We start from the raw sequence: 23,548 nt of genomic DNA, 5'->3' as shown, positions 1-23,548 counted from the left end.
TCTGCTCAGTTAAGGCATCACAACCCCGCCCAGCGACGGTGCGGTGTTGAAGAAGTCATGCGCCTCGCTGCCGATCGCGAGCCCCAGCGGCACGCCACCGATGTTCTCACCATCGCGCCGCGGGATGCCGTCAAACCGCCAGTGCACGCCCAGATAGATCCGGCTCACCGAGTTTTCCCACACCGCCTCGGCGAAATTGTCGAAGGCCTTGTCCACCCGGGTACGGGTCGAGCCATCGGGATCGCTGGCAATGCCGTCGAGCTCGTCCGAGACGAAGCTGAAGCTCTCCTTGGCGATCGGGGCGCTGTTGTGCGTTTCGACGTCGAGCACGTCCTTGAGCGTGATCGGGCCCGGCGCGGTGTTGAGCGCCAACCGCAGCGTCTGGAACAGTGCCGCGCCAAAGGTGGCATGGCCCGAAGGATAAGCGGGAAAGTTGGGCGTCCGCGTCATCGGGCCGGCGGTATTGGTCTGCGGTGCGCCCAAAGGTGCCCAGAACGGATCGCCGCCGCGCGTCGCGTCTTCCTCGCGCAGCCCGACCACCGGGCGCCAAAGGTCGTAGAAATACTTCCAGTGCCACGCGTCAATGCCCGAATCCGCCATCGCGACGTTGAGCTGCGCGAACAACTCGGCGGCACGCGGGATATTGAGCGCGAGCGGCTCGACGACGCGGCGGGCGACCTGGTTGTACAGCCGCGGCGGCACGCCCAGGTTCATCGCGCCGTCATAGCCCCAATAGACCCCGATGCGCTCCTGTTCGGCGTTGCGCTCGCCGCGCAGTTTCGCCCCGTAGTCGCGGACCTCGTCGAAATCGTCCCTGTAGTCGGGATTGGCGAGATAGTCGGCCAGCCCGCTTCCGGGAAACGGATCGAGCGGCTGGTTGGCGGCGCCGGTGAACCGGGTGACATTGCCCCACACCGGCCCCAGCCGGTTCTGCCCGGGCTGGAACGGATCGGCGCGATGCTGGCCGTAGACCGGGTTGGCTGGCTGGTTTGTGGCGATGTCGATGTTCGATCCATCGGCGGCGCGCGCGTCTAGGATCGCCTGGCCGACCTGCTGGCCATAGGCAAAACGCGCTGCATTCACCGCGCCGGTCGAATCGTCGATATAGATGCCGTAGCGCGGGTACATCGCCTTCAGCGTCACCACCGCCGCGCCGGCGATGATGTCGGTCACGCTACCGCCGGGGGCAGGGCCAACGCCGTGCGCGATGCCTTTCTTGCTGAGCCAAGCAGCGCCCGGATTGCCGCTGGCGAAGGCCACCGCATCATGGATGGCTAGATGAACGATCGCCATCGCGCGCGAGGTGCGGATGGGACCGGGTTGCTGGGCGTTGTTGAAGCCGCGCGTGAAATCACGGCGCGAGCATTCCAGAAGTATAGCATTCCAATACAAAACGGGATTCATTGTCATTTCCTTCAGGCAAGCGTCATCGCTCTGCCAATTGCGGGCAAAGGATGAACGGGACACACGGATACGATCACCTTTTGGGTGGGCGTGCATTACTGATGATATTATGATATTCGCAGGCGTGACGGCATCGACCACGGCCTTGGTTCACGCATAGCCATGTTACTTGGCTTTACGTGTCACCCATAGGACAGATGCGACAGTTTTAGTGTTAAACTTTTGTTGAGGATGAAAGACGGCTTCTGCCGCTCAGGCTGGACAGGCGCTCAGCCGGGATAGGCGATGGCCATCACTTCCCACTCCTTGGTGCCACCCGGCAGAGTCACCATACGCAGATCACCCACCGCAGCGCCGCGCAGCGCGCGCGCCAACGGCGAATTCCAGCCGATCCGGCCAGCGCCCGCGTCCTGCTCGTCATCGCCCACCAGGGTGAGCGTGCGGCGCGCATCGTCCTCATCAGCGATCTGGACCTCGGCGCCGAACCACACGCGGCCGGTGTCCTGCTGCTCCTTGGGGTCGATGACCTTGGCGGCCTTCATCTTGCGCGCGAGCCGGTTCAGTTCGCGATCGATCTCGCGCATCCGCTTGCGGCCATACAGATAATCGCCGTTCTCGCTGCGATCGCCATTGCCCGCAGCCCAGCTGACGATCTCGACGATCGCCGGGCGTTCGACACCGAGCAGATGGTCATAGCGCGCCTTGAGCGCGGCATAGCCTGCAGGGGTGATGTGGTTGGGGCGGTCCATGAGCGGGCTTTAGCAAGGCAGGGTCGACAAGGCGACCAACACATCGGCAAATCACTTACCGTCACCCCCGCGAACGCGGGGGTCCCACTTCTGCGCAACCCTACAGAAAAAGCGGGATTCCCGTGTTCGCGGGAATGACGGAGAGGACTCAGCCGGGGCTGTTCTTTCCCAGATAGCGGGTGAGCTTGTTGTTGCCCCGCATCGTCGAACGCTCGGGGTGCATCACGTCATAGACCACGGCGTTCTCGAGCACGCGCTGGACATAGTTCTTGGTCTCAAAGATCGGGATCTTCTCGACCCATTCGACGATGTCGATACCGCCCATGCGCGGATCGCCATTGGCGCGCAGCCATTTGTTCACATTGCCGGGGCCTGCGTTATAGGCCGCCACCGCAAGCGGATAGCTGCCGCCGAAATAATCCATCATGCGCGCGAAATAGCCCGCGCCCAGCTGGATATTGTACTGCGTGTCGTCGGTCAGCGCGCCGATCGAATAGCTCAGCCCCATCTTGCCCGCCTGCTCGCGCGCGGTGCCGGGCATCAGCTGCATCAGCCCGCGCGCGCCGGCATGGCTGACCGCGTTCTGCGCATACTGGCTTTCCTGCCGGGTGATCGCGTGGATCATGGTCCAGTTGTTCTGGAAACCTGGCGGCACCGGCATCTGCGGGAAGGCGAGCGACTGGAGGTCGTCCACGCCCTTGGTCCGTGCCGCCTGGCCGACGATCACCGCAAGGTCGCGGCGCCCGATCTGGCGCGCAAGCTCTGCGGCCATCACATGCTCTTCGGGTGTTTTGGCAGAAGCGGCGACAGCTCCGAAGAAGCGCCGCTGGGTCGGCCAGTCGCCGCTGCGCGCGATGACCTGCGTCGCCTGCACCAGCGAACTTGCATTGAAGCGTCCACGCTCGACCGCGCTCACCTGCACGCGCGGTGCCTCGGCGAACGGGGCAATCTCGCGGCCCAGCCGCTCGGTGGCGAGCTGGCCGTAATAATGATCGGGATAGGCAGCGGCCATCTCGAAATAGCGGGTCGCCTGCGTCGTGTCGCCGGCAACGGCCGCAGCGCGTCCGGCCCAGTAATAGCCCTTGGAGCGGGTCTGCGGGGTGCGCGCGCCGCCGCCATAGCGCGCGAACATGCCGATGGCATCGCGCGGACGACCGAGATTCTGCAGCGCCACCGTTCCGGCGAGCCAGGTCAGGCTGGTGTAATCATCGCGCACGCCCAGGCTCTCGTCCGAGATGTCATGGCCATCGGGAAACGCGTCGTCGACCCTGGAGGCGATGTCGAAGGCGGTGCTGTACTGGCCGTCATTGTTCGCCGCGCGCGCCTGCGCCAGCAGCGTCTCGTACCAGGCCTCGGGGTTCACCGGGCGATACTGCAGCGGCGGGCGGGTAGCGAGCATCGTGCGCGCCATGCCCCAGTTGCCGCTGTCGTTCAGCCTTTTGGCGCGCTGGGCGATATAGCCTGCATCGCGCATCGCCTCTGCTCCCAGCGATCCGGCCAGACTGTCGGCATCGGGCAGGTTCTTTAGCATGGCGAGGCGCGCGGCAAAGATTGCCCGGCGCTCGGGCGAGACGAAGCCGAACTGCTCCTCTGCATCGGGCGTTGCCCTGGCCCAGAGCAGCGCGTCCATCCGCGCGTCATGATCGGCTAGCGAGAAGCCCGTGCCGAACAGGCTGAACAGCCGCATCTTGTCTTCGGGCATCATGGTGCCGCCGCGCCAGGCCCTGGCGGCCTCGGCGCGCGCAGCCTCACGCTGGCCGACCGCATCGAGCGCCACGGCATAGCGCGCGCGGCCGACATTGGTCAGCGGCGCGAAGCGGGTGAAATAGGCGACCACCTCCTGCGGCGCGGCGGGGCTGATGCCCAGCGCCTGCTCGGCGCTGCGGCGCAGTTTGTCCTCATCGGGCCAGCCGGGGTTCGAAATCAGGAAGCTCGCGAAGGTGGAGAAAGTGTAGTTGTTGGGGCTGGTGGTCAGCGAACGCCAGTTGGCGATGGTGCCCGACATGTCGGCGGGCATCGACTGCAGCAGCTGCGCGCGCGCGCGGTCCCAGTCGCTGCCGTCGCCGGATCGGCTCATCGGCGCGCTGCTGGCCGCATAATCGGACGATTGATCGCTTGCCAGGCAAGCGGCAGGGACACCCAGCAAGGGCAGGGCGATGAGTGCGGCAGTGCTGCGCGCAATTGCAATTCGTGAAACCATGCTGGACATCATGCGCTTTCGATCCTTATCAGGCGCTGAACACACAGCTATGTGCGTCTCGAAATCTTCTTGCCCGATTTGCGGGCGAGGTAAAGGAGCTACCCGATGTTTTCCGGCTCAATTCCGGCCCTTGCGACCCCGTTCCGCGACGGATCGTTTGACGAGCCCGCATTTCGTGCCCTGATCGATTGGCAGATCGAGAACGGCAGTTCCGGTCTGGTCCCGTGCGGCACCACCGGCGAGGCCGCGACGATGTCGATCGAGGAGCATGATTACATCGTGCGCGTGTGCGTCGAGCAGGCCGCCGGGCGCGTTCCGGTGATCGCCGGCTGCGGATCGAACGACACCAAGGTTGCCATCGGCCACATGCTCAACGCCAAGGCCGCCGGCGCCAGCGCGGCGCTGGTCGTGCCGCCTTATTACAACCGCCCGGGCCAGGACGGCGTGCGTGCGCATTTCAAGGCGCTGACCGAGGCGTGCGACCTGCCGATCATGCTCTACAACGTGCCCGCGCGCACCGTCACCGACATCAAGGTCGAGACGATGGCCAAGTTGTCGCGCTTCCCCACCGTCATCGGGGTCAAGGATGCCACCGGTGATCTTGAGCGCGTGAGCGCCCAGCGCGCGCAGTGCGGCAAGAAGTTCTGCCAGATGTCGGGCAATGACGAGCTTGCGCTGGGCCACCGCGCGATGGGCGGGGTGGGCTGCATCTCGGTAACCGCAAACGTCGCCCCGGCGCTGTGCGCGCAGTTCCAGGCGGCGCTCGCCAAGGGTGATTACAAGGCGGCGCTGGCGCTCAACGACCGGCTGTATCCGCTGCATTCTGCGATGTTCTCGGATGCCTCGCCCGGCCCGGTCAAATATGCCATCAACCGCGTGCGGCCCGATTTCCTGCCCGATCTGCGGTTGCCGATGACCCCGCCTGACAAGAAGAGCCGCAAGGCGGTCGATGCCGCCCTGGTTCACGCCGGGCTTATTTGATGGCGCGGCCCAAACCGGAAGCCTTTGACAAGCAGAAGATCGTCGCCGAAAACCGGCGCGCGCGGTACGATTATGCCATCGATACGGTGTACGAGGCTGGCATCGCGCTGACCGGAACCGAGGTCAAGGCGCTGCGCTCGGGCCAGGGCTCGATCGCCGAAAGCTATGCCGAGGTGAAGGACGAGCAGATCTGGCTGATCAACTCGAGCATCCCCGAATACAGCCATGGCAACCGCGAGAACCACGAACCCAAGCGCCCCCGCAAGCTGCTGCTGCATTCGCGCGAGATCAGCAAGCTGCACGGCGCGGTCAACCGGCAGGGGATGACCCTGGTGCCGCTCTCTGTGTTCTTCAACGGCCGCGGCCGCGCCAAGGTCGAACTTGCACTCGCCAAGGGCAAGAAGGCCCCCGACAAGCGCGCCGCGACCAAGGAGCGCGAATGGAAACGCGACCAGGGCCGCATCATGCGCGACAAGGGCTAGCACCTGCCTTCAAGTCGCAGGCGGAGCGTGATGCTCGCGTCGGGCTCCGATCATCGAAAAAAGCCGTCGGTTCGTGACATGACGTGCGCCAGATCACGCAGGTCCGCTATGGGCTGTGCTGCAAGGGGTCGCTACCGATTCGCGCCGGAATTGGGTAAACGTCGTTTTAATCCATCATGGGCTATGGCCTTTTGCGGCGGTGTTCCCACATGGGGCATCGACGCTGGCGTAGCGATCGATAAGGGCACAAGGGTTTGGAGTTGACTGAAGGCCGGTTCAGCCGCTGGGTGGGACGCAATCTGCCGACGCGCGAGAGCATGGAGCAGAACCGCTTCATCAAGCCCTTTGCCGCGCGCGTGCTGCGCTCTGAACTGTGGCGCTTTACCCGGCGTTCGGTGCCGCGGGGCGTCGCCCTTGGCGTTCTTGTCGGCGTGATCATCCCGCTGGGCCAGATTTTTGCCGCAGCGCTGCTGGCGCTGCCGGTGCGCGCCAATGTGCCGGTGGCCGCGCTGACCACCTTCATCACCAATCCCTTCACCACGCCGCTGTTCTGGCTGGCAAGCTATCATATCGGCAGCTTCATCCTGCGGATCGATGCAACCACTTATGGCCAGCCGGTCGCCACCGCGCTCAACCAGCCGCATGTCGAAACCTGGATGGAATGGCTGACGGGCGCTGCCTCGATCACCGCCTTCGGGCTGGTCGTGCTGGCGGTTGTGCTCGCTGCGATCGGCTATCTTGCCAGCGCCATCGGCTGGCGGGTGTGGATCGCCGGCAAAAGGCGCCGCAGGCTGACGCGGGTGCGGCACTCCTGATCGCAACATCCTGCACCTGAGCCGCATCTGCAATTTGTAACGCTGCGCAACTTGCGCTAGCGTCACCCTCTTGCAGGCGGGGCCCTACGGCCGCGCAGGGGGACCCGACGACCTTGACCACCACCCGTGCCCGACCCGAGCTTGACTGGCCGGAATGGTTGCCCGCACTGCCCGATCCCGATGCACCCGATGCCCGCATCACCGCGCTGATCATTGTCGGCGCGCTGGTTCTGAGCGGCGGTTTGATCTGGCTGGCGCTGGGCGACTGGGTACCGCTGATGCTGTTTGCCGCGGGCCTGGTCGGGCTTGCCTCGCTGATCATGGTGTATCGCCGCCAGTTTCCCGCACGAGTGCAGGTGCAGGCCGCGCTGCCCGACTGGTCGGTCACCCATGCCGCAACCGATCACCCTGTCATCGCGCTCGCGATCACCGACGAGGCCGGGCGGATGATCTGCGCCAACCAGCGCTTTGTCGACCTGTTCGGCTCAGAGGTAGTTCCGCCCAAGCTGCCGTTGGCGGGGCAGGGGGGAGATTTGCTGGCCGAGGCCGGGCGTGACGCCTGGCGCGACGGCCATGGCGGCGCTGCAGGGCTGGTGACTGCAGGTACCCGGATCGATGCAGCGGTTCAGCGGGTGGGCCGCGGGCAGGATTATCTGCTGTGGCGGTTCGAGCCGGTGCAGAAGTTCGATCTCGCGCTCGAGGCTGATCAGATGCTGGCGGGTCGCCCTGGCCGGGCGCTGGGCGAGGGCGGTTTCATGGCCGCAGCGATCAGCCCGGAAGGCCGCATCCGCGCTGCCAACAGCGCCTTTGCCGCGCGCGCCGCGGGCGCCGAGGCGGGCAATGTCGTGGGGCGTGATCTTGCGAGCTTCCTGCGCGCGGATGAGCGCAACCGCATCTATTTCGAACGCGAGGGGCGCAAGGGCGTGCCGCTCAGGCTGTTCCATCTGCCGCTGGTCGATCCGTTGCACACCACCGATCCGGAGGAGCGCGAGAAGGCGCCCGCGCTGGTCGTGCTTATCGATGAAGACGCCAGCGGCATGGATAAGGGCACCGCGCTTGGCTATGTCCAGAACCTGCTCGGGCTGCTGCCGGTGGGTCTGGCGATGACCGATCGCGACGGGCGCTTCCTGTTCGCCAACGATGCCTTTATCCGCGCCGCCGGAATCACCGAAGGCACGCTGCCACCCTATCCGGGCGATCTGGTGGTGCGCGAGGACAAGGGCGCGCTGGCCGATGCGGTGCGCCGGCATGCCAGCGGCCAGGCGATGTCCGCCGATGTCGCGCTGCGGCTGCGGCACCAGCCTGACGAGCCAGTGACGATGTCGCTGGCAGGGCTGCGCGGCATGGGCGATGCTGCGGTGTTGCTCTCGATCAAGGACAACTCCGAGGAAAGCCGTCTCAAGCGCCAGGTCGCGCAGGCCAGCAAGATGCAGGCGATCGGCCAGCTCGCAGGCGGCGTTGCGCATGATTTCAACAATGTGCTGACCGCGATCATCGGCCATTGCGACCTGATGCTGATGCGGCACAGCCCTGGCGACAGCGACTATGACGACATCCAGCAGATCCGCAGCAACTCCAACCGCGCCGCCTCGCTGACCCGGCATCTGCTCGCCTTCTCGCGCCAGCAGACGCTGCGTCCGCAGGTGCTGCAGCTGCCCGATATCGTCTCGGACACCTCGGAGCTCTTGAAGCGGCTGATCGGCGAGAAGATCGTGCTCGAGGTGCAGCACGACCGCAATCTTGGCCCGGTGCGCGCCGATCCAGGGCAGCTCGAGCAAGTCATCGTCAATCTTGCGGTCAATGCGCGCGATGCGATGCTCGCCAAGCGCCCGCCGGGCGGCACGCTCACCATCCGCACGCGCAAGATCACCGCTGCCGAAGTGCGCGCGATGGCGAGCGATATCCTGCCCGCCGACGATTACAGCGCGATTCTGGTCGAGGACAGCGGGGTGGGCATCCCGCCCGATGTCCAGGCGCGGATCTTCGAGCCGTTCTTCACCACCAAGGATGTCGGCAAAGGCACAGGCCTTGGGCTCTCCACCGTATATGGCATCGTCAAGCAGTCTGGCGGCTACATCTTCGTCGATTCGGAAACGGGCAAGGGGACGACCTTCTCGATCTACTTCCCCGTCTATCGCGGTGGCGCGGTCGAACAACGCAGCCGCAAGCCGGTCAAGGTCAACGCGGGCCAATGGGGCAATGCCCGGCTGCTGCTGGTCGAGGACGAGGACATGGTCCGTGCCGTCGCAGAGCGTGCGCTGACCCGCCAGGGCTTCACCGTCGTCACCGCCACCGATGGCGAGGACGGGTTGGAGCGGCTCACCGACAGCGGTCCGTTCGATCTGGTGGTCAGCGATGTCGTGATGCCCAATCTTGATGGCCCCGGCATGGCGATGGAGATGCGCAAGCGCATGCCCGGCCTGCCGATCCTGTTCATGTCGGGCTATGCCGAGGAGACGCTGCGCCAGAGCATCTCGATCGACCAGGTCCATTTCCTTCCCAAACCGTTTTCGGTTGCGCAGATCGTCGATGCCGTCCACGGCGCGCTCGCGGCCGCGGCCACACCGACAGACTGAAAGAACGCCCCCAACCGTGCCTGAACCCCGGACATTCCTGATCGCCGAAGACGAGGCGATGATAGCCATGCTGCTCGAGGACTTTCTCGACCTTCTGGGACACAAGGTGGCGCATATCGTCGCCAGCCTGTCCGATGGGCTCGATGCCATCGCCAGCGGCGGGTTCGACGCCGCGATCCTCGACGTCAATCTGGCGCAGGACAAGTGCTGGCCGCTAGCCGATGCGCTGGAAGCTGCAGGCATCCCCTATATCTTTGCCACCGGCGGCGGCGATACCATCCCGCCGCTGCATGCCGACGCGCCGACGCTCGCCAAGCCCTATACCACCGCCTCGCTCGAAGCAGCGCTGGACAGGCTGGGATAAATTCATTCCGGTCTTGCTTTTCTGATAATGTTCCCTACTTGTTCCAGGAGAACAAATCATATACATCACTGAGTCGTTGCACCCGATGGCGGGAGCAACTAGGCAAGGGAGGCGTGGCAATGGCCGGGCAACTGAAACTCATCCAGACCGAAAAAGAGGCGAAATCCATGGACAGGCAAAAGGCGCTCGATGCAGCGCTGGCACAGATCGACCGGGCCTTCGGCAAGGGATCGGCGATGCGGCTGGGCTCCAAGGAGGCGATGCAGGTCGAGGCGATTTCGACCGGATCGCTGGGCCTGGATATCGCGCTGGGCGTTGGCGGACTGCCACGTGGCCGCGTGATCGAGATTTACGGGCCGGAAAGCTCGGGGAAAACCACGCTGGCGCTGCACGTGATCGCAGAAGCGCAGCGCACCGGCGGTACGGCCGCGTTCGTCGATGCCGAACACGCGCTTGATCCAGTCTATGCCAAGAAGCTGGGTGTCAATATCGACGAACTGATCGTTTCGCAGCCCGATACCGGCGAGCAGGCGCTCGAGATCGTCGATACGCTGGTGCGTTCGAACGCGATCGATGTGCTGGTGGTCGATTCGGTCGCGGCGCTGGTGCCGCGTGCGGAAATCGAGGGCGAGATGGGTGACAGCCATGTCGGCCTGCAGGCGCGTCTGATGAGCCAGTCGCTGCGCAAGCTGACCGGATCGATCAGCCGCTCGCGCTGCATGGTGATCTTCATCAACCAGCTGCGCATGAAGATCGGGGTGATGTACGGCAACCCGGAAACCACCACCGGCGGCAACGCGCTCAAGTTCTACGCCTCGGTGCGTCTCGACATCCGCCGCACCGGCCAGATCAAGGACCGCGACGATATCGTCGGCAACACCACCCGTGTGAAGGTGGTCAAGAACAAGGTCGCACCGCCGTTCAAGCAGGTCGAGTTCGACATCATGTATGGCGAGGGCATCTCCAAGATCGGCGAAATCCTCGATCTGGGCGTCAAGGCCGGGATCGTCGAGAAGTCGGGCAGCTGGTTCAGCCATGATTCGGTGCGGATCGGGCAGGGGCGTGAAAACTCCAAGACGTTCCTCAAGGAACACCCCGAAATGACCGAGAAGATCGAGGCGCTGATCCGCGGCCACAAGGACAAGGTCGCCGAGGAAATGATGACCGGACCCGATGCCGAAGATGGCGAAGGCGACGATATGTGAGCCGCCGCGGCGGTCCGTCGAAGCGCTGATGGCGCCGAGACGGGCTGCTGTCGGACGATGGTCATGAAACGGAAGAAGCACAGGCAAGGGCGGTGCGGCACAGAGGCCGCGCCGCCCTTTCATTTTTGCGCACATAACGCTTCAATCTCGCTGCAACTCGTCTTATGTCGCAAGCCATGACATCGACAAACGACATAAGGCGTTCATTCCTCGACTATTTCGGGGGCAATGGCCACGATATCGTGCCTTCGGCACCGCTGGTTCCGCACAACGACCCGACGTTGATGTTCGTCAACGCCGGGATGGTGCCGTTCAAGAACGTCTTTACCGGGCTTGAACAGCGCGCCAACCCGCGCGCGACCTCGTCGCAGAAATGCGTCCGCGCCGGTGGCAAGCACAACGATCTCGACAATGTCGGCTACACCGCGCGGCATCACACCTTCTTCGAGATGCTGGGCAATTTCTCGTTCGGCGATTATTTCAAGGAAGAGGCGATCCACCACGCCTGGACCCTGGTCAACAAGACCTGGGGCCTCGCCGCCGACAAGCTCACCGTCACCGTCTATCACACCGATGACGAGGCGTTCGATCTGTGGCGCAAGATCGCAGGGCTCCCTGAAGACCGGATCATCCGCATCGCGACCTCGGACAATTTCTGGTCGATGGGCGATACCGGGCCGTGCGGTCCGTGCAGCGAAATCTTCTACGATCATGGCGATCACATCTTCGGCGGCCCTCCGGGCTCGCCGGACGAGGATGGCGACCGGTTCATCGAGATCTGGAACCTCGTGTTCATGCAGTATGAACAGCACGCCGATGGCAGCCGCACCAACCTGCCGCGCCCGTCGATCGATACCGGCATGGGCATCGAGCGGCTCGCTGCGGTGATGCAGGGCGTACACGACAATTACGACATCGACCTATTCAAGGCGCTGATCGCGGCATCGGGCCAGGCCACCGGCACCCATACCACAGGCGAGAACCAGGCCAGCCACCGCGTGATCGCCGATCACCTGCGCGCCACCTCGTTCCTGATCGCCGATGGCGTGCTGCCTGCCAATGAAGGGCGTGGCTATGTGTTGCGCCGGATCATGCGTCGCGCAATGCGTCATGCGCATATTCTGGGCGCCGCCGATCCGCTGATGCACCGTCTGGTGCCGACCCTGGTCGCCGAAATGGGGCAGGCCTTCCCCGAGCTCGGCCGTGCGCAGCCGCTGATCGAGGAAACGCTCGAGCGTGAGGAAACCCGTTTCCGCCAGACGCTCGACAAGGGCTTGAAGCTGCTTGACGAGGCCACCGCCGATCTCGGCGAGGGTGCAGTGCTGGCGGGTGAAACCGCGTTCAAGCTCTACGACACCTTCGGCTTCCCCTATGATCTCACCGAAGATGCGCTGCGGTCCAGAGGGCTTGGCGTCGATCGCGCCGGGTTCGACATCGCGATGGCCGCGCAGAAGGCTGCTGCGCGCGCCGCATGGAAGGGCTCGGGCGAAGCGGCTTCGGCGGATATCTGGTACGACATCGCCGAACGCGAGGGCGGCACCGAGTTCACCGGCTATACCGCCACCGAAGGCGAGGCGCAGGTCGTCGCACTGCTGCGCGATGGCGCCGAGATCGTTTCGGCCAGCGAAGGCGACACCGTTACCATCCTGGTCAACCAGACGCCGTTCTATGGTGAAAGCGGCGGCCAGATGGGCGATGCCGGGCGGATCACTTCGCTTGGCGGTCTCAAGGCCGTGGTCGATGACACCTCAAAGCCGCTTGGCCGTCTGCACGCGCACCAGGCGCGGGTCGAGGCGGGCAGCATTGCCGTCGGCGATACCGTGCATCTGGCGGTCGATGTCGAACGGCGCGATGCGCTGCGCGCCAACCACAGCGCCACTCACCTGCTTCACGCTGCGCTGCGCAACCATCTGGGCGGGCACGTCACCCAGAAGGGATCGATGGTCGGTCCCGACCGTCTGCGCTTCGACTTTTCGCACACCAAGGCGCTCTCCGATGCGGAGATCGCTGCGGTCGAGGCCGAGGTCAACGCCGAGATCCGCGCCAACGAGGCTGTCACAACCCGCTTGATGACCCCCGACGATGCGGTCAAGGCGGGCGCGCTGGCGCTGTTCGGCGAGAAATATGGCGATGAGGTCCGCGTGCTCTCGATGGGCCGCGCCACCGACAAGCATTATTCGGTCGAACTTTGCGGCGGCACGCATGTCCGTGCGCTGGGCGACATCGGCATTTTCCGCATCGTCTCGGAAAGCGCGGTCTCGAGCGGCGTGCGCCGGATCGAGGCGCTGACCGGCGAAGGCGCGCGGCAATGGCTGGTCGGGCGTGACGAACGGCTCAAGGCGATCGCGGCCCTGCTCAAAACCGCGCCCGACGAGGTCGAATCTCGTATCGCTGCCTTGGTCGACGAGCGGCGAACGCTCGATCGTGAGTTGGCCGAAGCGCGCAAAGCGCTGGCGCTGGGCGGCGGTTCGGGCAAGGCCGGGCCTGCGGTGGAGAGCATCGGCGGTGTCAGCTTCATCGCGCAGGTCATCGAGGGGCTGGACCCCAAGGAACTTCGCGGGCTGCTCGATCAGGCGAAGACCTCGCTGGGCTCGGGTATCGCGGCGATGGTCGCGGTCAACGATGGCCGCGCGGCCTTTGCCGCTGCGGTAACCGACGATCTAGTCGGCTCGTTCAGTGCGGTCGATCTGGTGCGGGCAGGCGTTGAGGCGTTGGGCGGCAAGGGCGGCGGCGGCCGACCCGACATGGCGCAGGGCGGCGGTCCGGATGGATCGCAGGCGCAGGCCGCGCTCGATGCGGTGCGCGCGGTCATCGCTTCGGTAAACGCGCCGGCAGCCTGATTGCTCGGGTGTATGATGGTCCTCTGCGAAGGCAGGGACCCATCTTGTTGCACCTGAACTCTGCCCATTGTCGGATCGGCATCAAACCCGAGCGGTGCGCCCCTTTAAACAGGCAAGCGCGATTTCGAGAGAGCACGAGATGGGCCCCTGCCTTCGCAGGGGAACCGTAAAGTTCAGCGCAACAAAAAAGGGCTGCAAACCGATCGGTTCGCAGCCCTTTTCATAATGTCGAAGCGGATCGGAGCGATCAGCCCTTCTTGAGCGACAGTCCGCCGAAACGCTTGTTGAAGCGTGCAACCTGGCCGCCTGCGTCCAGCATGCGCTGGTTGCCGCCGGTCCATGCCGGGTGCGAGGTCGGATCGATATCCAGCTGCAGCGTGTCGCCTTCCTTGCCCCAGGTCGAGCGGGTCTGGTAGACGGTGCCGTCGGTCATCTTGACGTTGATCATGTGATAGTCGGGATGGATATCGGTCTTCATAAGTTTGGTCCTCGTCAAACGGCTGGTTCCGACCAGCCTGCAGGATGAATGGGAAGCGGCGCGCATAACGGGCTGCGCGCCCGAAAGCAAGGGTTTTGGCGTAGCCGGCCGATCAGGCGGGCGGATCGGCGATCATCGCGGTGAAGCTGACTTCGCAGGCCAGCTTGCCGTTCATTTCCGCGCGCGCCTTGAACTTGCACACCTTGGCGCGCTTCTGTTCAAACTCGGCGTGGAGATCGAGAAGCACGCCGGGTTCCACCGGAACCCGGAACTTCGCGCCATCGATCGCCATGAAATAGACGAGCTTGCCCGAACCGGCCAGGCCCATCGATTCGACCGCGAGAATGCCAGCAGCCTGCGCCAGCGCCTCGATGATCAACACGCCGGGCATGATCGGACGGCCAGGGAAGTGCCCCTGGAAGAAGGGCTCGTTCATGCTGACGGCCTTGATCGCGTGGATCGACTGGTCCTTATCCAGCCGGGCCACGCGATCAACGAGCAGCATGGGATAGCGGTGCGGAAGCGCCGCCAGCACCTTCAGGATGTCATAGGGCTGCTCGCCGTCGGTCATGCCGCGATGCTCCGGAAATTACCGGCCTTCGGGCTGCTGCGCGGCAGGCGCTGCCGGTGCTGCAGCGGCACCGCTGGCAGCGGCCTGACGGGCCTGCTGTTCACGCTGCGCGCGGGGCAGCCAGCCCTGCGGGGGAACCAGCTGCGCGGTGGGAATGGCAGCGTTCAGCTCGGCGGTGATGTCCTTGGTCAGGTCGTAGGCGTCGTTGTGCGCGAGGGTCGATCCGACTTCGAAGACAACGCTGATCTTGCGCTTGGTCATCGCTGCACGAACGGCCGCGTCGAACTTGTCGCTGATCTGCTCGAGAACATAGGCTTCCGACAGCGCGACGGGCTGCAGGATTTCCTGGACTTCCTGCGAACCCTGTTCACGAAGGCCCTGAATCTGGCCGAGCTGCTGCTGCAAAGCTGCCTGATTGGCCTGGGCGTTGGGTGCCTGAACGTCGGCGTTGAACTTGGTCACCAGCGGCTCGAGCTGCTGACGGATCTGGTTCGACTTCGCCTGCGCCGCATCATACTGCGCCTTGTAGGTGGTCGGGCGTGCAGCGTTGGCGTTCACGAACGCAGCCGATTCCACGACGGCGCGGCGCTGATCGGCAATGCCGATGCCCTGCACGGTCTGGGCCATGGCAGGCGCGATGACGCCCGAAGCAACGGTGCCGAATGCCATCAGAGCTGCGGCGGTGCATTTCAGAAGAGTTTTCATCAGAACTGAGTCCCTACGTTGAATGTGAACAGACGGGTGTCGTCGCCCGGCTCCTTGAGCAGGGCACGGGCAATATCGATGCGGAACGGGCCGAATGGCGAGTTCCAGTTGACGCCAAAGCCCACGGAAACGCGTGGCTTGGGCGAATCGCCGAAGAACCTTTCGGTGAAGGCAAGACTGGGGGTGTTGGGCTGGCCATTGGCGTTCACCGCATTGGTGGTCACCGCAATCGCGCCATTGGCATCGACCGTGAGATATTGAAGCGCGCCGGTCACCGGGTCGCGGTTCTGCGGGGTCTGCAGCAGAGGCTGGACCACACCGAATACCGCGCCGGCATCGACGAACACCGAAGGCCGCAAGCCCAGTTCGCGCGCGCCGCTGCCCAGCGGAATGTCGAGTTCTGCACGCGCCAGATAGTAAGACCGTCCACCCAGCGCGTCGTCGACCCGGTTGCGCCGTTCGGTCACGATCGTGTTGACGATCTGGCCGTTGACGATTTCCGGATTGAAGCCCGAACGGATGACGCGCGGACCGACGCCGCGGATGTCGAAACCGCGGATCTGCGGCTGGCCCAGGAAGAAGCGGTCGGTCAGGCGGATATCGTCGATACCCTGTGCCGGGGTCCCGCGGTTTTCGAAGGCCATGATATGGCCGCCCTCTGCCGCGACAGTGAAGATGAAGCCGCTGCGGCCGATCCGCCAGTGCTTGGAGGCGTTAAGACGGGTGCGCAGATAGCTCACCGCGCCGCCAAGTCCGGCAAAGTCCTGCGACAGCGTGATGTTCTGGCCACGCGTCGGGCGGATGCGGTTGTCGCGATCATCATAGATCAGCGAGTAGCCGATCAGTGACGTCGTGCGCTTGCCCAGGTTGTCGCACAGGAAGAAGCCGGCGCGAACGGGATCGCACTCGAGCGTGCCGTCGCCGTTGAGATCGGAGAAGAACTGGTCGCGATCCAGCGTCACGTCATCGACGGTCAGCGAGTAGCGCAGCAGCGCCGACACATATTCGGTCAGCGGCACGCCCAGCCGGAACGAGGCGCCGGTGGTCAGCTGCTCGAAGGTGGTGTTGCGCGAGTTGCCGACGAAGTTGAAGCTGTTGAGATCGCGGCGGAAGATGTCCGCACCGAACGAGATGTTCTTGTCGAACACATAAGGTTCGGTGAAGCTGAGGTTGATCCCCTGCGAGAAGCGCGAATAGTTGACGCTTGCGCCGACCGTCTGGCCCTTGCCGCGGAAGTTGCGCTGGCGGATCGACGCCTGCAGGATGAAGTTCTCGATCGACGAGAAACCGGCCGACAGCTGGAGCTCGCCGGTCGCCTTTTCCTCGACGTTCGCTTCCAGGATGATGCGGTCAGGAGCGCTGCCCTGCTTCTGTTCGATCTCGAACTTTTCCTGGAAATAGCCGAGCGAATTGATGCGATTTTCAGAGCGCTTGACCAGGAAGCTGTTGAACGCATCGCCTTCGTTGAGACGGAACTCGCGCCGGATGATCTTGTCCTGGGTCAGCGTGTTGCCGTTGATGTCGATCCGCTCGACATAGACGCGCGCCGATTCCGCGAGCTCGAAGGTGATGCCCATGGTGAGCGTTTCACGGTCGCGGTTGAAGTTGGGCCGCACATCGGCAAACGCATAGCCGAACAGGCCTGCGGTCTCGCTGAGCTGCTCGACCGTGTCTTCGACCAGCTTGGCATTGTACCAGTCGCCGGTCTTCATCGACAGCTGGGCCTTGAGGCCTTCTTCGGAGAAGTCGCGGATCTGGCTTTCGACGGCCACGTCGCCGAACTTGTAGCGTTCGCCTTCCTCGACCACATAGGTGATGATGAAGTCGCGCTTGTCGGGCGTCAGTTCGGCAACGGCGGAGATCACGCGGAAGTCGGCATAGCCCTGGGTCAGATAGAACTGACGCAGCTTCTGCTGGTCGAACGCCATCTTGTCCGGATCATAGGCATCGCCCGAGCTGAAGAAGCGATAGAAGCGAGACTGCTTGGTGACCATTTCACCGCGCAGCTGGCCATCGGAAAACTTCTCGTTGCCCAGAATGTTGATCTGGCGGACCTTGGACTTGGGTCCTTCGGTAATTTCGAACACCACATCGACGCGGTTCTGGTCCTGCTGGACCATCTTCGGCTCGACGGTCGCAGCAAAACGGCCCTGTCGCTTGTACAGCTCGATGATGCGCGCGACATCGGCGCGCACCTTGGTACGGGTGAAGATCTGGCGCGGAGACAGCCGGATTTCGGGAAGGATCTTGTCGTCCTTGATCCGCTTGTTGCCTTCGAGGATCACGCGGTTGATCACCGGGTTTTCCTTGACGTCGATCACCACCGCACCGTCGTTGTTGCGGATCGAGACATCGGCGAACAGCTCGGTCTCGAACAGGTCGCGCAGCGCCTGGTCGGCCGCGACCTGGGTGTAGATGTCGCCCACGCGCAGCTGGATATAGGAGCGAACGGTATCCGCCTCGATCCGCTGCGAGCCGTTGACGGTGATCGACCGGATCTGCTGACCCTGGGGCAGCACGGGTGCGGGGACCGCAGCAGGTGCAGCCGCAGGCGGCGCAACCGGTCCGGTGGTCTGGGCAAACGCCGCAGTCGGAGTCCCCGCAAGTATCGTAGACCCCAGCAACAGGCCCAGGGCTCGCACGCCAATGGCGATTTTCTGTTCAGATTTCACGGAAAAAGACCCACCCTAAGCCATAAAACACATCAGACGGTCCCTGTAGATGCCGTCCGATAACCCGCCCCGGTGCGCAAACCCCTGCATCATCCGCCGCAATCAATCAACCAGTCTTTCAGCCCAGCAGGCCGAAGGACGCCAGATCGTTTACGGTAACGAACACCATCAGCGCCAGCACTGCTGCCAGACCCGACCGGAATGCCCATTCCATGACCCTGGGGTTCGCCGGTTTGCGCCGGATCGCCTCAACCGCATAGAACAGCAGATGTCCGCCATCGAGCATGGGGATTGGCAGCAGGTTGATGAACCCCAAGTTAATTGAAATCAGCGCGATGAAGAAGATGAAGTCATCCACTCCCGCCGAGAGCTGTTCGCCGGAAACCTGCGCGATCTTGAGCGGCCCGCCCAGCTCGGCGACCGAGCGGCGCCCCGTGATGACCTGGCCCAGGGTCGCGACCATCAACTGCACGATGTCGCCGGTGCGCTGGACAGCAACCACCGGCGCCTCCAGCAGCGACACGGGGCGAACCACGGGCTTGGCCGACATGATGCCCAGCCGCCCGATGCGGTATTCGTTGTCGAAGCGATCCTTCTGGATCTCGACGCCGATCGGGAAGCTGAATTCGCGTATCGCGCCATCGCGCTCGGCGCGCATGGTGATCCGCTCACCGGGACGATGGGCAATCTTGCGGCCGACCTCGTCGAACCATTCGACCGCCTCGCCGTCGATCGAGACAATCTTGTCGCCCGGCAGCAGACCGGCCTCGGCAGCGGCGGAGGAGGGGACCAAAGCGGCGACCACCGGCGGGGTCACACTCTTGCCATAGGCAAAGGCGAATCCTGCGAGAATCAGGATGGCGAACAGAAAGTTGATCGCGGGCCCTGCAAACACGATCAGTGCACGCTGCCACAATGTCTTGGACTGGAAGGTGCGGTTGCGCTCTTCTGCCGGGAGCGCGACCCAGTCGGGATTGGCGCGGCTGGAAGGATCCATGTCGCCTGCAAACTGGACATAGCCGCCCAGCGGCAGCATCCCCAGCTTCCAGCGGGTGCCGCGCTTGTCGGTCCAGCCGGCGATCTCGCGGCCAAAGCCGATCGAGAACGACTCCGCCTTCACCCCGAACCAGCGTCCGACCAGATAATGGCCCATCTCGTGAACGAAGACGAGTGGCCCGAGCACGAGCAGAAAGGCGAGGACGGTCAGCAGGAATCCGGGGTTTTCGCTCAATGTCAGTCCTTAGGTCTTGATCGCTGCAGCCGCGATGGTCCGCGCTTCACTGTCGATGGCCAGCACATCCTGCAGGCATTGCGGCGCAGGCGGGGTATAACCTGCCAGCACCTGCGATACAATTGCGGCGATATCGAGAAAGCCGATGCGTCCGGCGAGGAAGGCGGCGACGGCAATTTCGTTGGCGGCGTTGAGAATCGCCGGCGCGCCGCCACCTGCGGCAATCGCCGCGCGGCAGATGCCGGGGCCGGGGAAGCGTTCATCGTCCAACGGCTCGAAGGTCAGCTGGCCGATGGTCGCCAGATCCAGCGGCGCGCACTGCGTGGCGATCCGCTGCGGCCAGGCGAGCGCGCTGGCGATGGGGATCTTCATGTCGGGCGATCCCAGCTGCGCCAGCGTCGAGCGGTCGCGGTATTCGACCATCGAGTGGATCACCGATTGCGGATGGACGAGGATGCGGATCGCATCGAGCCCGACGGGAAACAAATGGTGCGCCTCGATCAGTTCGAGGCCCTTGTTGAACATCGTGGCGCTGTCGACCGAGATTTTGGCGCCCATCGACCAGTTGGGGTGCGCGACAGCCTGATCGGGCCGCGCGACACGCATCTGCTCGGATGTCCAGGTGCGGAACGGTCCGCCGCTGGCGGTCAGCGTGATGCTTTCGACCTCGTCGATGTTTCCGCCCGCAAGGCACTGAAAAATCGCGTTGTGTTCAGAATCGACGGGGAGCAGCGTGGCCCCGCTGGAGCGCGCGGCCTCGATCATCAGCGCGCCCGAAGAGACCAGCGCCTCCTTGTTGGCGAGCGCGACCGATCGACCGCGCAGCAGGCTGCGCATGATCGGGGCGAGCCCTGCACATCCGACGATCGCGGCCATCGTCCAGTCGGCATCGATATCTGCCGCATCGAGCAGCGCCTGCGGCCCCGACCAGGCCTGGATGCCCGACCCTTCGAGCGCATCGGCCAGCGCGTCGTGCTGCGCAGGGTCGCCGATGACCGCGACCTCGGCGGAGAATTCGCGAGCCAGCCGAGCAAGACCCTGCGCATCGCTGTTCGCGGTCAATGCGACCACGCGATAGGCGGCGGGGTTCAGCCGGACGAGATCGAGCGTCGAGGTGCCCACCGATCCGGTGGCACCAAAGATGCTGACGCTGCGCGGAAACGCAGACGGCGGCGGCACAGTCCTGCCGGAGGAGAGCATGTTGGGTCGCGACATATGAAAGACTATCCTAGCGCCCAAAACGCATTGCCTGCAACCAGCAGTGCGACGACCGGCGCCACCGGCACCAGACCGTCGACGCGGTCGAGGATGCCGCCATGGCCGGGGATCAGCGTCCCCGAATCCTTGACACCCGCCTGACGCTTCATCCAGCTCTCCAGAAAATCACCCATTTGCGCGATGATCGCCAGCGGCGCGCTTGCCAGTACCAGCACATAGGGCAGGGCAAACTGGGTGTGCATGAACAGCGCGAAACCCAGCGCGGCGATCATGCCGCCGGCAAGCCCCGCCCATGTCTTGCTCGGGCTGATCGACGGCGCAATCTTGGGCCCGCCGATCCCGCGCCCGGCAAAATAGGCGCCGACATCGGTCGCCCAGACGGTCGCCATCGTCCAGAAGGCGAGCAGCAGTCCGTTGTCCTGCTGGCGCAGGTACAGCAACGCCATCACCGGAAGCGCGCAGTAGAACACGCCCCAGGCCAATTTGAAGCTGCGATCGATCGTGGCGATGAAGAAGGCGCCGCCGATGATGAATCCGAACGACAGGAAGCCCGGGCCATCGGCGAAGGGCGAAAGCATCGACAGCGAGGCCATCAGTGCCAGCATGGACAGCCGCCTGCGCTCCAGCCGCCCGACCAGGCCCGCCCATTCGTGCTGCATGGTGAGCGCGCCCGCCATCAGCAGCAGCCAGAACGCGACGCCGCCCAGCCACAACGCGACGCCGGCAATGGCCACCAGCACCACGCCGGACAGGGTGCGGACCGCCAGATCATTGCCGAACAGCGAGCGGCGGACGGGGTCAGCGGCCACCAAAACGCCTTTCGCGCGCGGCGAACGAATCCAGCGCCGCTTTCAAGGCCGCGCCGTCGAAATCTGGCCAGAGCATGTCGGTGAAATACAGCTCGGCATAGGCTGCCTGCCACAGCAGGAAATTGCTCAGCCGCTGTTCGCCCGATGTGCGGATCAGCAGATCGAGCGGGGGCAGGTCGGACGTGTCGAGTGCGGCTTCGATATGCGCGGTCTGGATCGCTGCGGGGTCGATCTCGCCCCTGGCGGCGGCCCGGGCCAGCGCCTGCACCGCGCGCAGCATTTCGTCCTGCGCGCCATAATTGAGCGCTATGGCCAGCGTCGTGCCGGTGTTGGCGGCAGTGCGGTCGACGACATCGTCGATCATCTCGACCAGATCGGGCGCCAACGCCTTGTAATTGCCGATGATCTTGAGCCGGACATTGTTGGCGATGAACTCGTCGACATCGGCGCGGATGAAATGGCGCAGCAGACCCATCAGGTCGGCCACCTCATCTTCGGGCCGCTTCCAGTTTTCGGATGAGAACGCGTACAGCGTCAGCGCCTCCAACCCCATGTCGCGCGCGGCGCGTACCGTGGTACGGACCGCCTCGACGCCCTGCTTGTGGCCGATGAAGCGCGGAACGCCGCGCTTCGCGGCCCAGCGGCCGTTGCCGTCCATGATGATCGCCGCATGGCGAACGCCATGCTCGGGCGCCCCGTCTGCATGCAGATGAGAGGCTGCCTCCTGCACGGCCTTGGCCTGAACAGCCTTGGAATGTTTGGGGCCGGAGCGGAAGATCACTGACCCAGAATTTCCTTTTCCTTCTGGGTGGCGGCGGCGTCGGCCTGCGCGATGATCTCATCGGTCAGCTTCTGCACCTCGGTTTCGAAGCGCTTGCGCTCGTCCTCGCTGATCACGCCCTTTTTCTCGTCGGTCTTGAGCGAATCCATGCCGTCGCGGCGGACATTGCGGATCGCGATGCGGGCCTTTTCGGCATATTGTCCGGCGAGCTTGGCGAGTTCCTTGCGGCGATCCTCGGTAAGGTCGGGGATGGGCAGGCGCAGCGTCTGGCCGTCCATGATCGGGTTTAGGCCGAGGCCCGCCGAGCGGATCGCCTTGTCGGCGGGGCCGACGTTCGACTTGTCCCATACCTGCACCGAGAGCATGCGCGGCTCGGGCGCCGAGACGGTGGCGATCTGGGTCAGCGGCATGTGCGAACCATAGACTTCGACCGTCACCGGATCGAGCAGCGCCACATTGGCGCGGCCGGTGCGCAGGCCGGACAGATCGCCCTTCAGCGATTCCACCGCGCCGTTCATCCGGCGCTCAAGGTCTTTCTTGTCAAACTGTGCCACAGGTTCAGTCCTTCTGATGTACGGTGGTTGCCGTGCCTTGGCCGCTGAGAACGCGGGCAAGGTTGCCCTGTTCGCGGATCGAGAACACGACGATGGGGATGGAATTGTCGCGGCACAGGGCCACGGCGCTGGCGTCCATGACCTTCAGATTGTCTTGCAACACCCGGTCATAACTCAATGTATCGTAACGCACCGCATTTGGATCCAGCTTGGGATCGGCGTTGTAGACGCCATCGACGCTGGTGCCCTTGAGCAGCGCATCGCACTTCATTTCGGCAGCGCGCAGGGCCGCGCCGGAATCGGTGGTGAAGTAAGGAGCCCCGACGCCGGCTGCGAAGATCACTACGCGGCCCTTTTCGAGGTGCCGCTGTGCCCGGCGGCGGATCACCGGCTCGCACACCTTGTCCATCTCGATCGCGGATTGCACGCGGGTGGGGACGCCGAGCTGCTCGAGCGCGCTCTGCATGGCCAGGGCGTTCATCACGGTGGCGAGCATGCCCATATAATCGGCCTGCGCCCGGTCCATGCCCTTGGCAGCGCCGGCCATGCCGCGGAAGATATTGCCGCCGCCGATGACCAGGCAGATTTCAAGCCCGGTATCCTTTGCCGCCTTCACTTCGCCCGCCATGCGGGTCACCGTCGCCGGATCGATGCCGTACTGGCCGTCGCCCATCAAGGCTTCCCCCGACAGCTTCAAGAGGATGCGGCGATAGGAGGGGATGGTCATGGTTTTTCCGGTGATGAAGGCTAATCGGGCGCACGGGGGCGACGCGTGGCGCGCACCATAGTCAGTGGTTGCGCGACTGCCAAGCACGTTTGGCAGCCAGCTCTGGCGTGGTTGGTGGCAGGCGCCAGATCGAGACGCAAACGGCGGACAGCGCGAGGCTGCCCGCCGTTTTCATGGGCGTTGGCG

Annotated in this window: 20 protein-coding genes; 7 read left to right on the top strand and 13 right to left on the bottom strand. The window is 64.3% G+C overall.

The features are described from left to right. Positions 1 to 9 precede the first annotated feature (9 nt). From BSY18_RS08055 to BSY18_RS08045, 3 genes are all read right to left on the bottom strand, one after another. On the bottom strand, positions 10 to 1,404 hold the full coding sequence (locus tag BSY18_RS08055) for a vanadium-dependent haloperoxidase (RefSeq protein WP_069050246.1): 1,395 nt from the start codon (positions 1,402 to 1,404) through the stop codon (positions 10 to 12). Positions 1,405 to 1,673: 269 nt separating this feature from the next. Further along, positions 1,674 to 2,153 (bottom strand): GreA/GreB family elongation factor, encoded by a 480-nt coding sequence (locus BSY18_RS08050; RefSeq protein WP_069050245.1) that lies wholly within the window; start codon positions 2,151 to 2,153, stop codon positions 1,674 to 1,676. A 148-nt stretch (positions 2,154 to 2,301) separates the two neighbouring features. Next, complete coding sequence (locus BSY18_RS08045) at positions 2,302 to 4,362, bottom strand: lytic transglycosylase domain-containing protein (RefSeq protein ID WP_083231625.1); 2,061 nt, start codon at positions 4,360 to 4,362, stop codon at positions 2,302 to 2,304. Between the two features lie 96 nt (positions 4,363 to 4,458). Between BSY18_RS08045 and dapA the strand changes: the two genes are divergently transcribed. From dapA to alaS, 7 genes are all read left to right on the top strand, one after another. Further along, positions 4,459 to 5,334, top strand: coding sequence for a 4-hydroxy-tetrahydrodipicolinate synthase (gene dapA / locus BSY18_RS08040; protein ID WP_054134589.1), 876 nt, complete (start codon positions 4,459 to 4,461; stop codon positions 5,332 to 5,334). Continuing rightward, positions 5,334 to 5,816 (top strand): SsrA-binding protein SmpB, encoded by a 483-nt coding sequence (smpB, locus tag BSY18_RS08035; RefSeq protein ID WP_069050244.1) that lies wholly within the window; start codon positions 5,334 to 5,336, stop codon positions 5,814 to 5,816. The genes dapA and smpB overlap by 1 nt, the downstream gene beginning before the upstream one ends. Before the next feature lie 260 nt (positions 5,817 to 6,076). Further along, the gene (locus BSY18_RS08030) at positions 6,077 to 6,631 is read left to right on the top strand and encodes a DUF2062 domain-containing protein (protein ID WP_425456413.1); all 555 of its coding nucleotides are present in this window, start codon (positions 6,077 to 6,079) and stop codon (positions 6,629 to 6,631) included. Between the two features lie 113 nt (positions 6,632 to 6,744). Beyond that, positions 6,745 to 9,207 (top strand): ATP-binding protein, encoded by a 2,463-nt coding sequence (locus tag BSY18_RS08025; protein WP_442856572.1) that lies wholly within the window; start codon positions 6,745 to 6,747, stop codon positions 9,205 to 9,207. Positions 9,208 to 9,223: 16 nt separating this feature from the next. Then, positions 9,224 to 9,571, top strand: a complete 348-nt coding sequence (locus BSY18_RS08020; RefSeq protein ID WP_069050243.1) for a response regulator — start codon at positions 9,224 to 9,226, stop codon at positions 9,569 to 9,571. A 119-nt stretch (positions 9,572 to 9,690) separates the two neighbouring features. Next, on the top strand, positions 9,691 to 10,776 hold the full coding sequence (gene recA, locus BSY18_RS08015; RefSeq protein WP_054134586.1) for a recombinase RecA: 1,086 nt from the start codon (positions 9,691 to 9,693) through the stop codon (positions 10,774 to 10,776). Positions 10,777 to 10,952: 176 nt separating this feature from the next. Further along, positions 10,953 to 13,616 (top strand): alanine--tRNA ligase, encoded by a 2,664-nt coding sequence (gene alaS, locus BSY18_RS08010; protein ID WP_069050242.1) that lies wholly within the window; start codon positions 10,953 to 10,955, stop codon positions 13,614 to 13,616. Between the two features lie 247 nt (positions 13,617 to 13,863). On the opposite strand, the gene rpmE is transcribed toward alaS, so the two are convergent. The 10 genes from rpmE to pyrH form a co-directional block, all read right to left on the bottom strand. Beyond that, positions 13,864 to 14,094: a 50S ribosomal protein L31 gene (gene rpmE / locus BSY18_RS08005; RefSeq protein ID WP_054134584.1), complete on the bottom strand. Its 231-nt coding sequence runs from the start codon at positions 14,092 to 14,094 to the stop codon at positions 13,864 to 13,866. 112 nt (positions 14,095 to 14,206) lie between these two features. Next, positions 14,207 to 14,665 (bottom strand): 3-hydroxyacyl-ACP dehydratase FabZ, encoded by a 459-nt coding sequence (gene fabZ / locus BSY18_RS08000; RefSeq protein WP_069050241.1) that lies wholly within the window; start codon positions 14,663 to 14,665, stop codon positions 14,207 to 14,209. Positions 14,666 to 14,683: 18 nt separating this feature from the next. Continuing rightward, positions 14,684 to 15,370, bottom strand: a complete 687-nt coding sequence (locus tag BSY18_RS07995) for an OmpH family outer membrane protein (RefSeq protein ID WP_054134582.1) — start codon at positions 15,368 to 15,370, stop codon at positions 14,684 to 14,686. After that, positions 15,370 to 18,042 (bottom strand): outer membrane protein assembly factor BamA, encoded by a 2,673-nt coding sequence (bamA, locus tag BSY18_RS07990; protein ID WP_083231367.1) that lies wholly within the window; start codon positions 18,040 to 18,042, stop codon positions 15,370 to 15,372. The genes BSY18_RS07995 and bamA overlap by 1 nt, the downstream gene beginning before the upstream one ends. A 118-nt stretch (positions 18,043 to 18,160) precedes the next feature. After that, positions 18,161 to 19,273, bottom strand: a complete 1,113-nt coding sequence (rseP, locus tag BSY18_RS07985) for an RIP metalloprotease RseP (RefSeq protein WP_069050240.1) — start codon at positions 19,271 to 19,273, stop codon at positions 18,161 to 18,163. 9 nt (positions 19,274 to 19,282) lie between these two features. Further along, complete coding sequence (gene dxr / locus BSY18_RS07980; RefSeq protein WP_083231366.1) at positions 19,283 to 20,488, bottom strand: 1-deoxy-D-xylulose-5-phosphate reductoisomerase; 1,206 nt, start codon at positions 20,486 to 20,488, stop codon at positions 19,283 to 19,285. An 8-nt stretch (positions 20,489 to 20,496) separates the two neighbouring features. Next, positions 20,497 to 21,303 carry a phosphatidate cytidylyltransferase gene (locus BSY18_RS07975; protein ID WP_069050239.1) on the bottom strand — a complete coding sequence of 269 codons (807 nt, stop codon included), beginning with the start codon at positions 21,301 to 21,303 and terminating at the stop codon, positions 20,497 to 20,499. Beyond that, positions 21,290 to 21,958 carry a polyprenyl diphosphate synthase gene (gene uppS, locus BSY18_RS07970; protein WP_236823511.1) on the bottom strand — a complete coding sequence of 223 codons (669 nt, stop codon included), beginning with the start codon at positions 21,956 to 21,958 and terminating at the stop codon, positions 21,290 to 21,292. Before uppS ends, BSY18_RS07975 begins: the two co-directional genes overlap by 14 nt. Before the next feature lie 119 nt (positions 21,959 to 22,077). Next, positions 22,078 to 22,635 (bottom strand): ribosome recycling factor, encoded by a 558-nt coding sequence (gene frr / locus BSY18_RS07965; protein ID WP_054134579.1) that lies wholly within the window; start codon positions 22,633 to 22,635, stop codon positions 22,078 to 22,080. A 4-nt stretch (positions 22,636 to 22,639) separates the two neighbouring features. After that, positions 22,640 to 23,362, bottom strand: coding sequence for a UMP kinase (gene pyrH, locus BSY18_RS07960; protein WP_054134578.1), 723 nt, complete (start codon positions 23,360 to 23,362; stop codon positions 22,640 to 22,642). Positions 23,363 to 23,548: the final 186 nt, after the last annotated feature.

It is taken from the genome of Blastomonas sp. RAC04 (assembly GCF_001713435.1).
GTDB lineage: Bacteria > Pseudomonadota > Alphaproteobacteria > Sphingomonadales > Sphingomonadaceae > Blastomonas > Blastomonas fulva.
The sequence above is the reverse complement of the archived record's forward strand: the minus strand, read 5'-3'. Positions and strand labels throughout refer to the sequence as shown.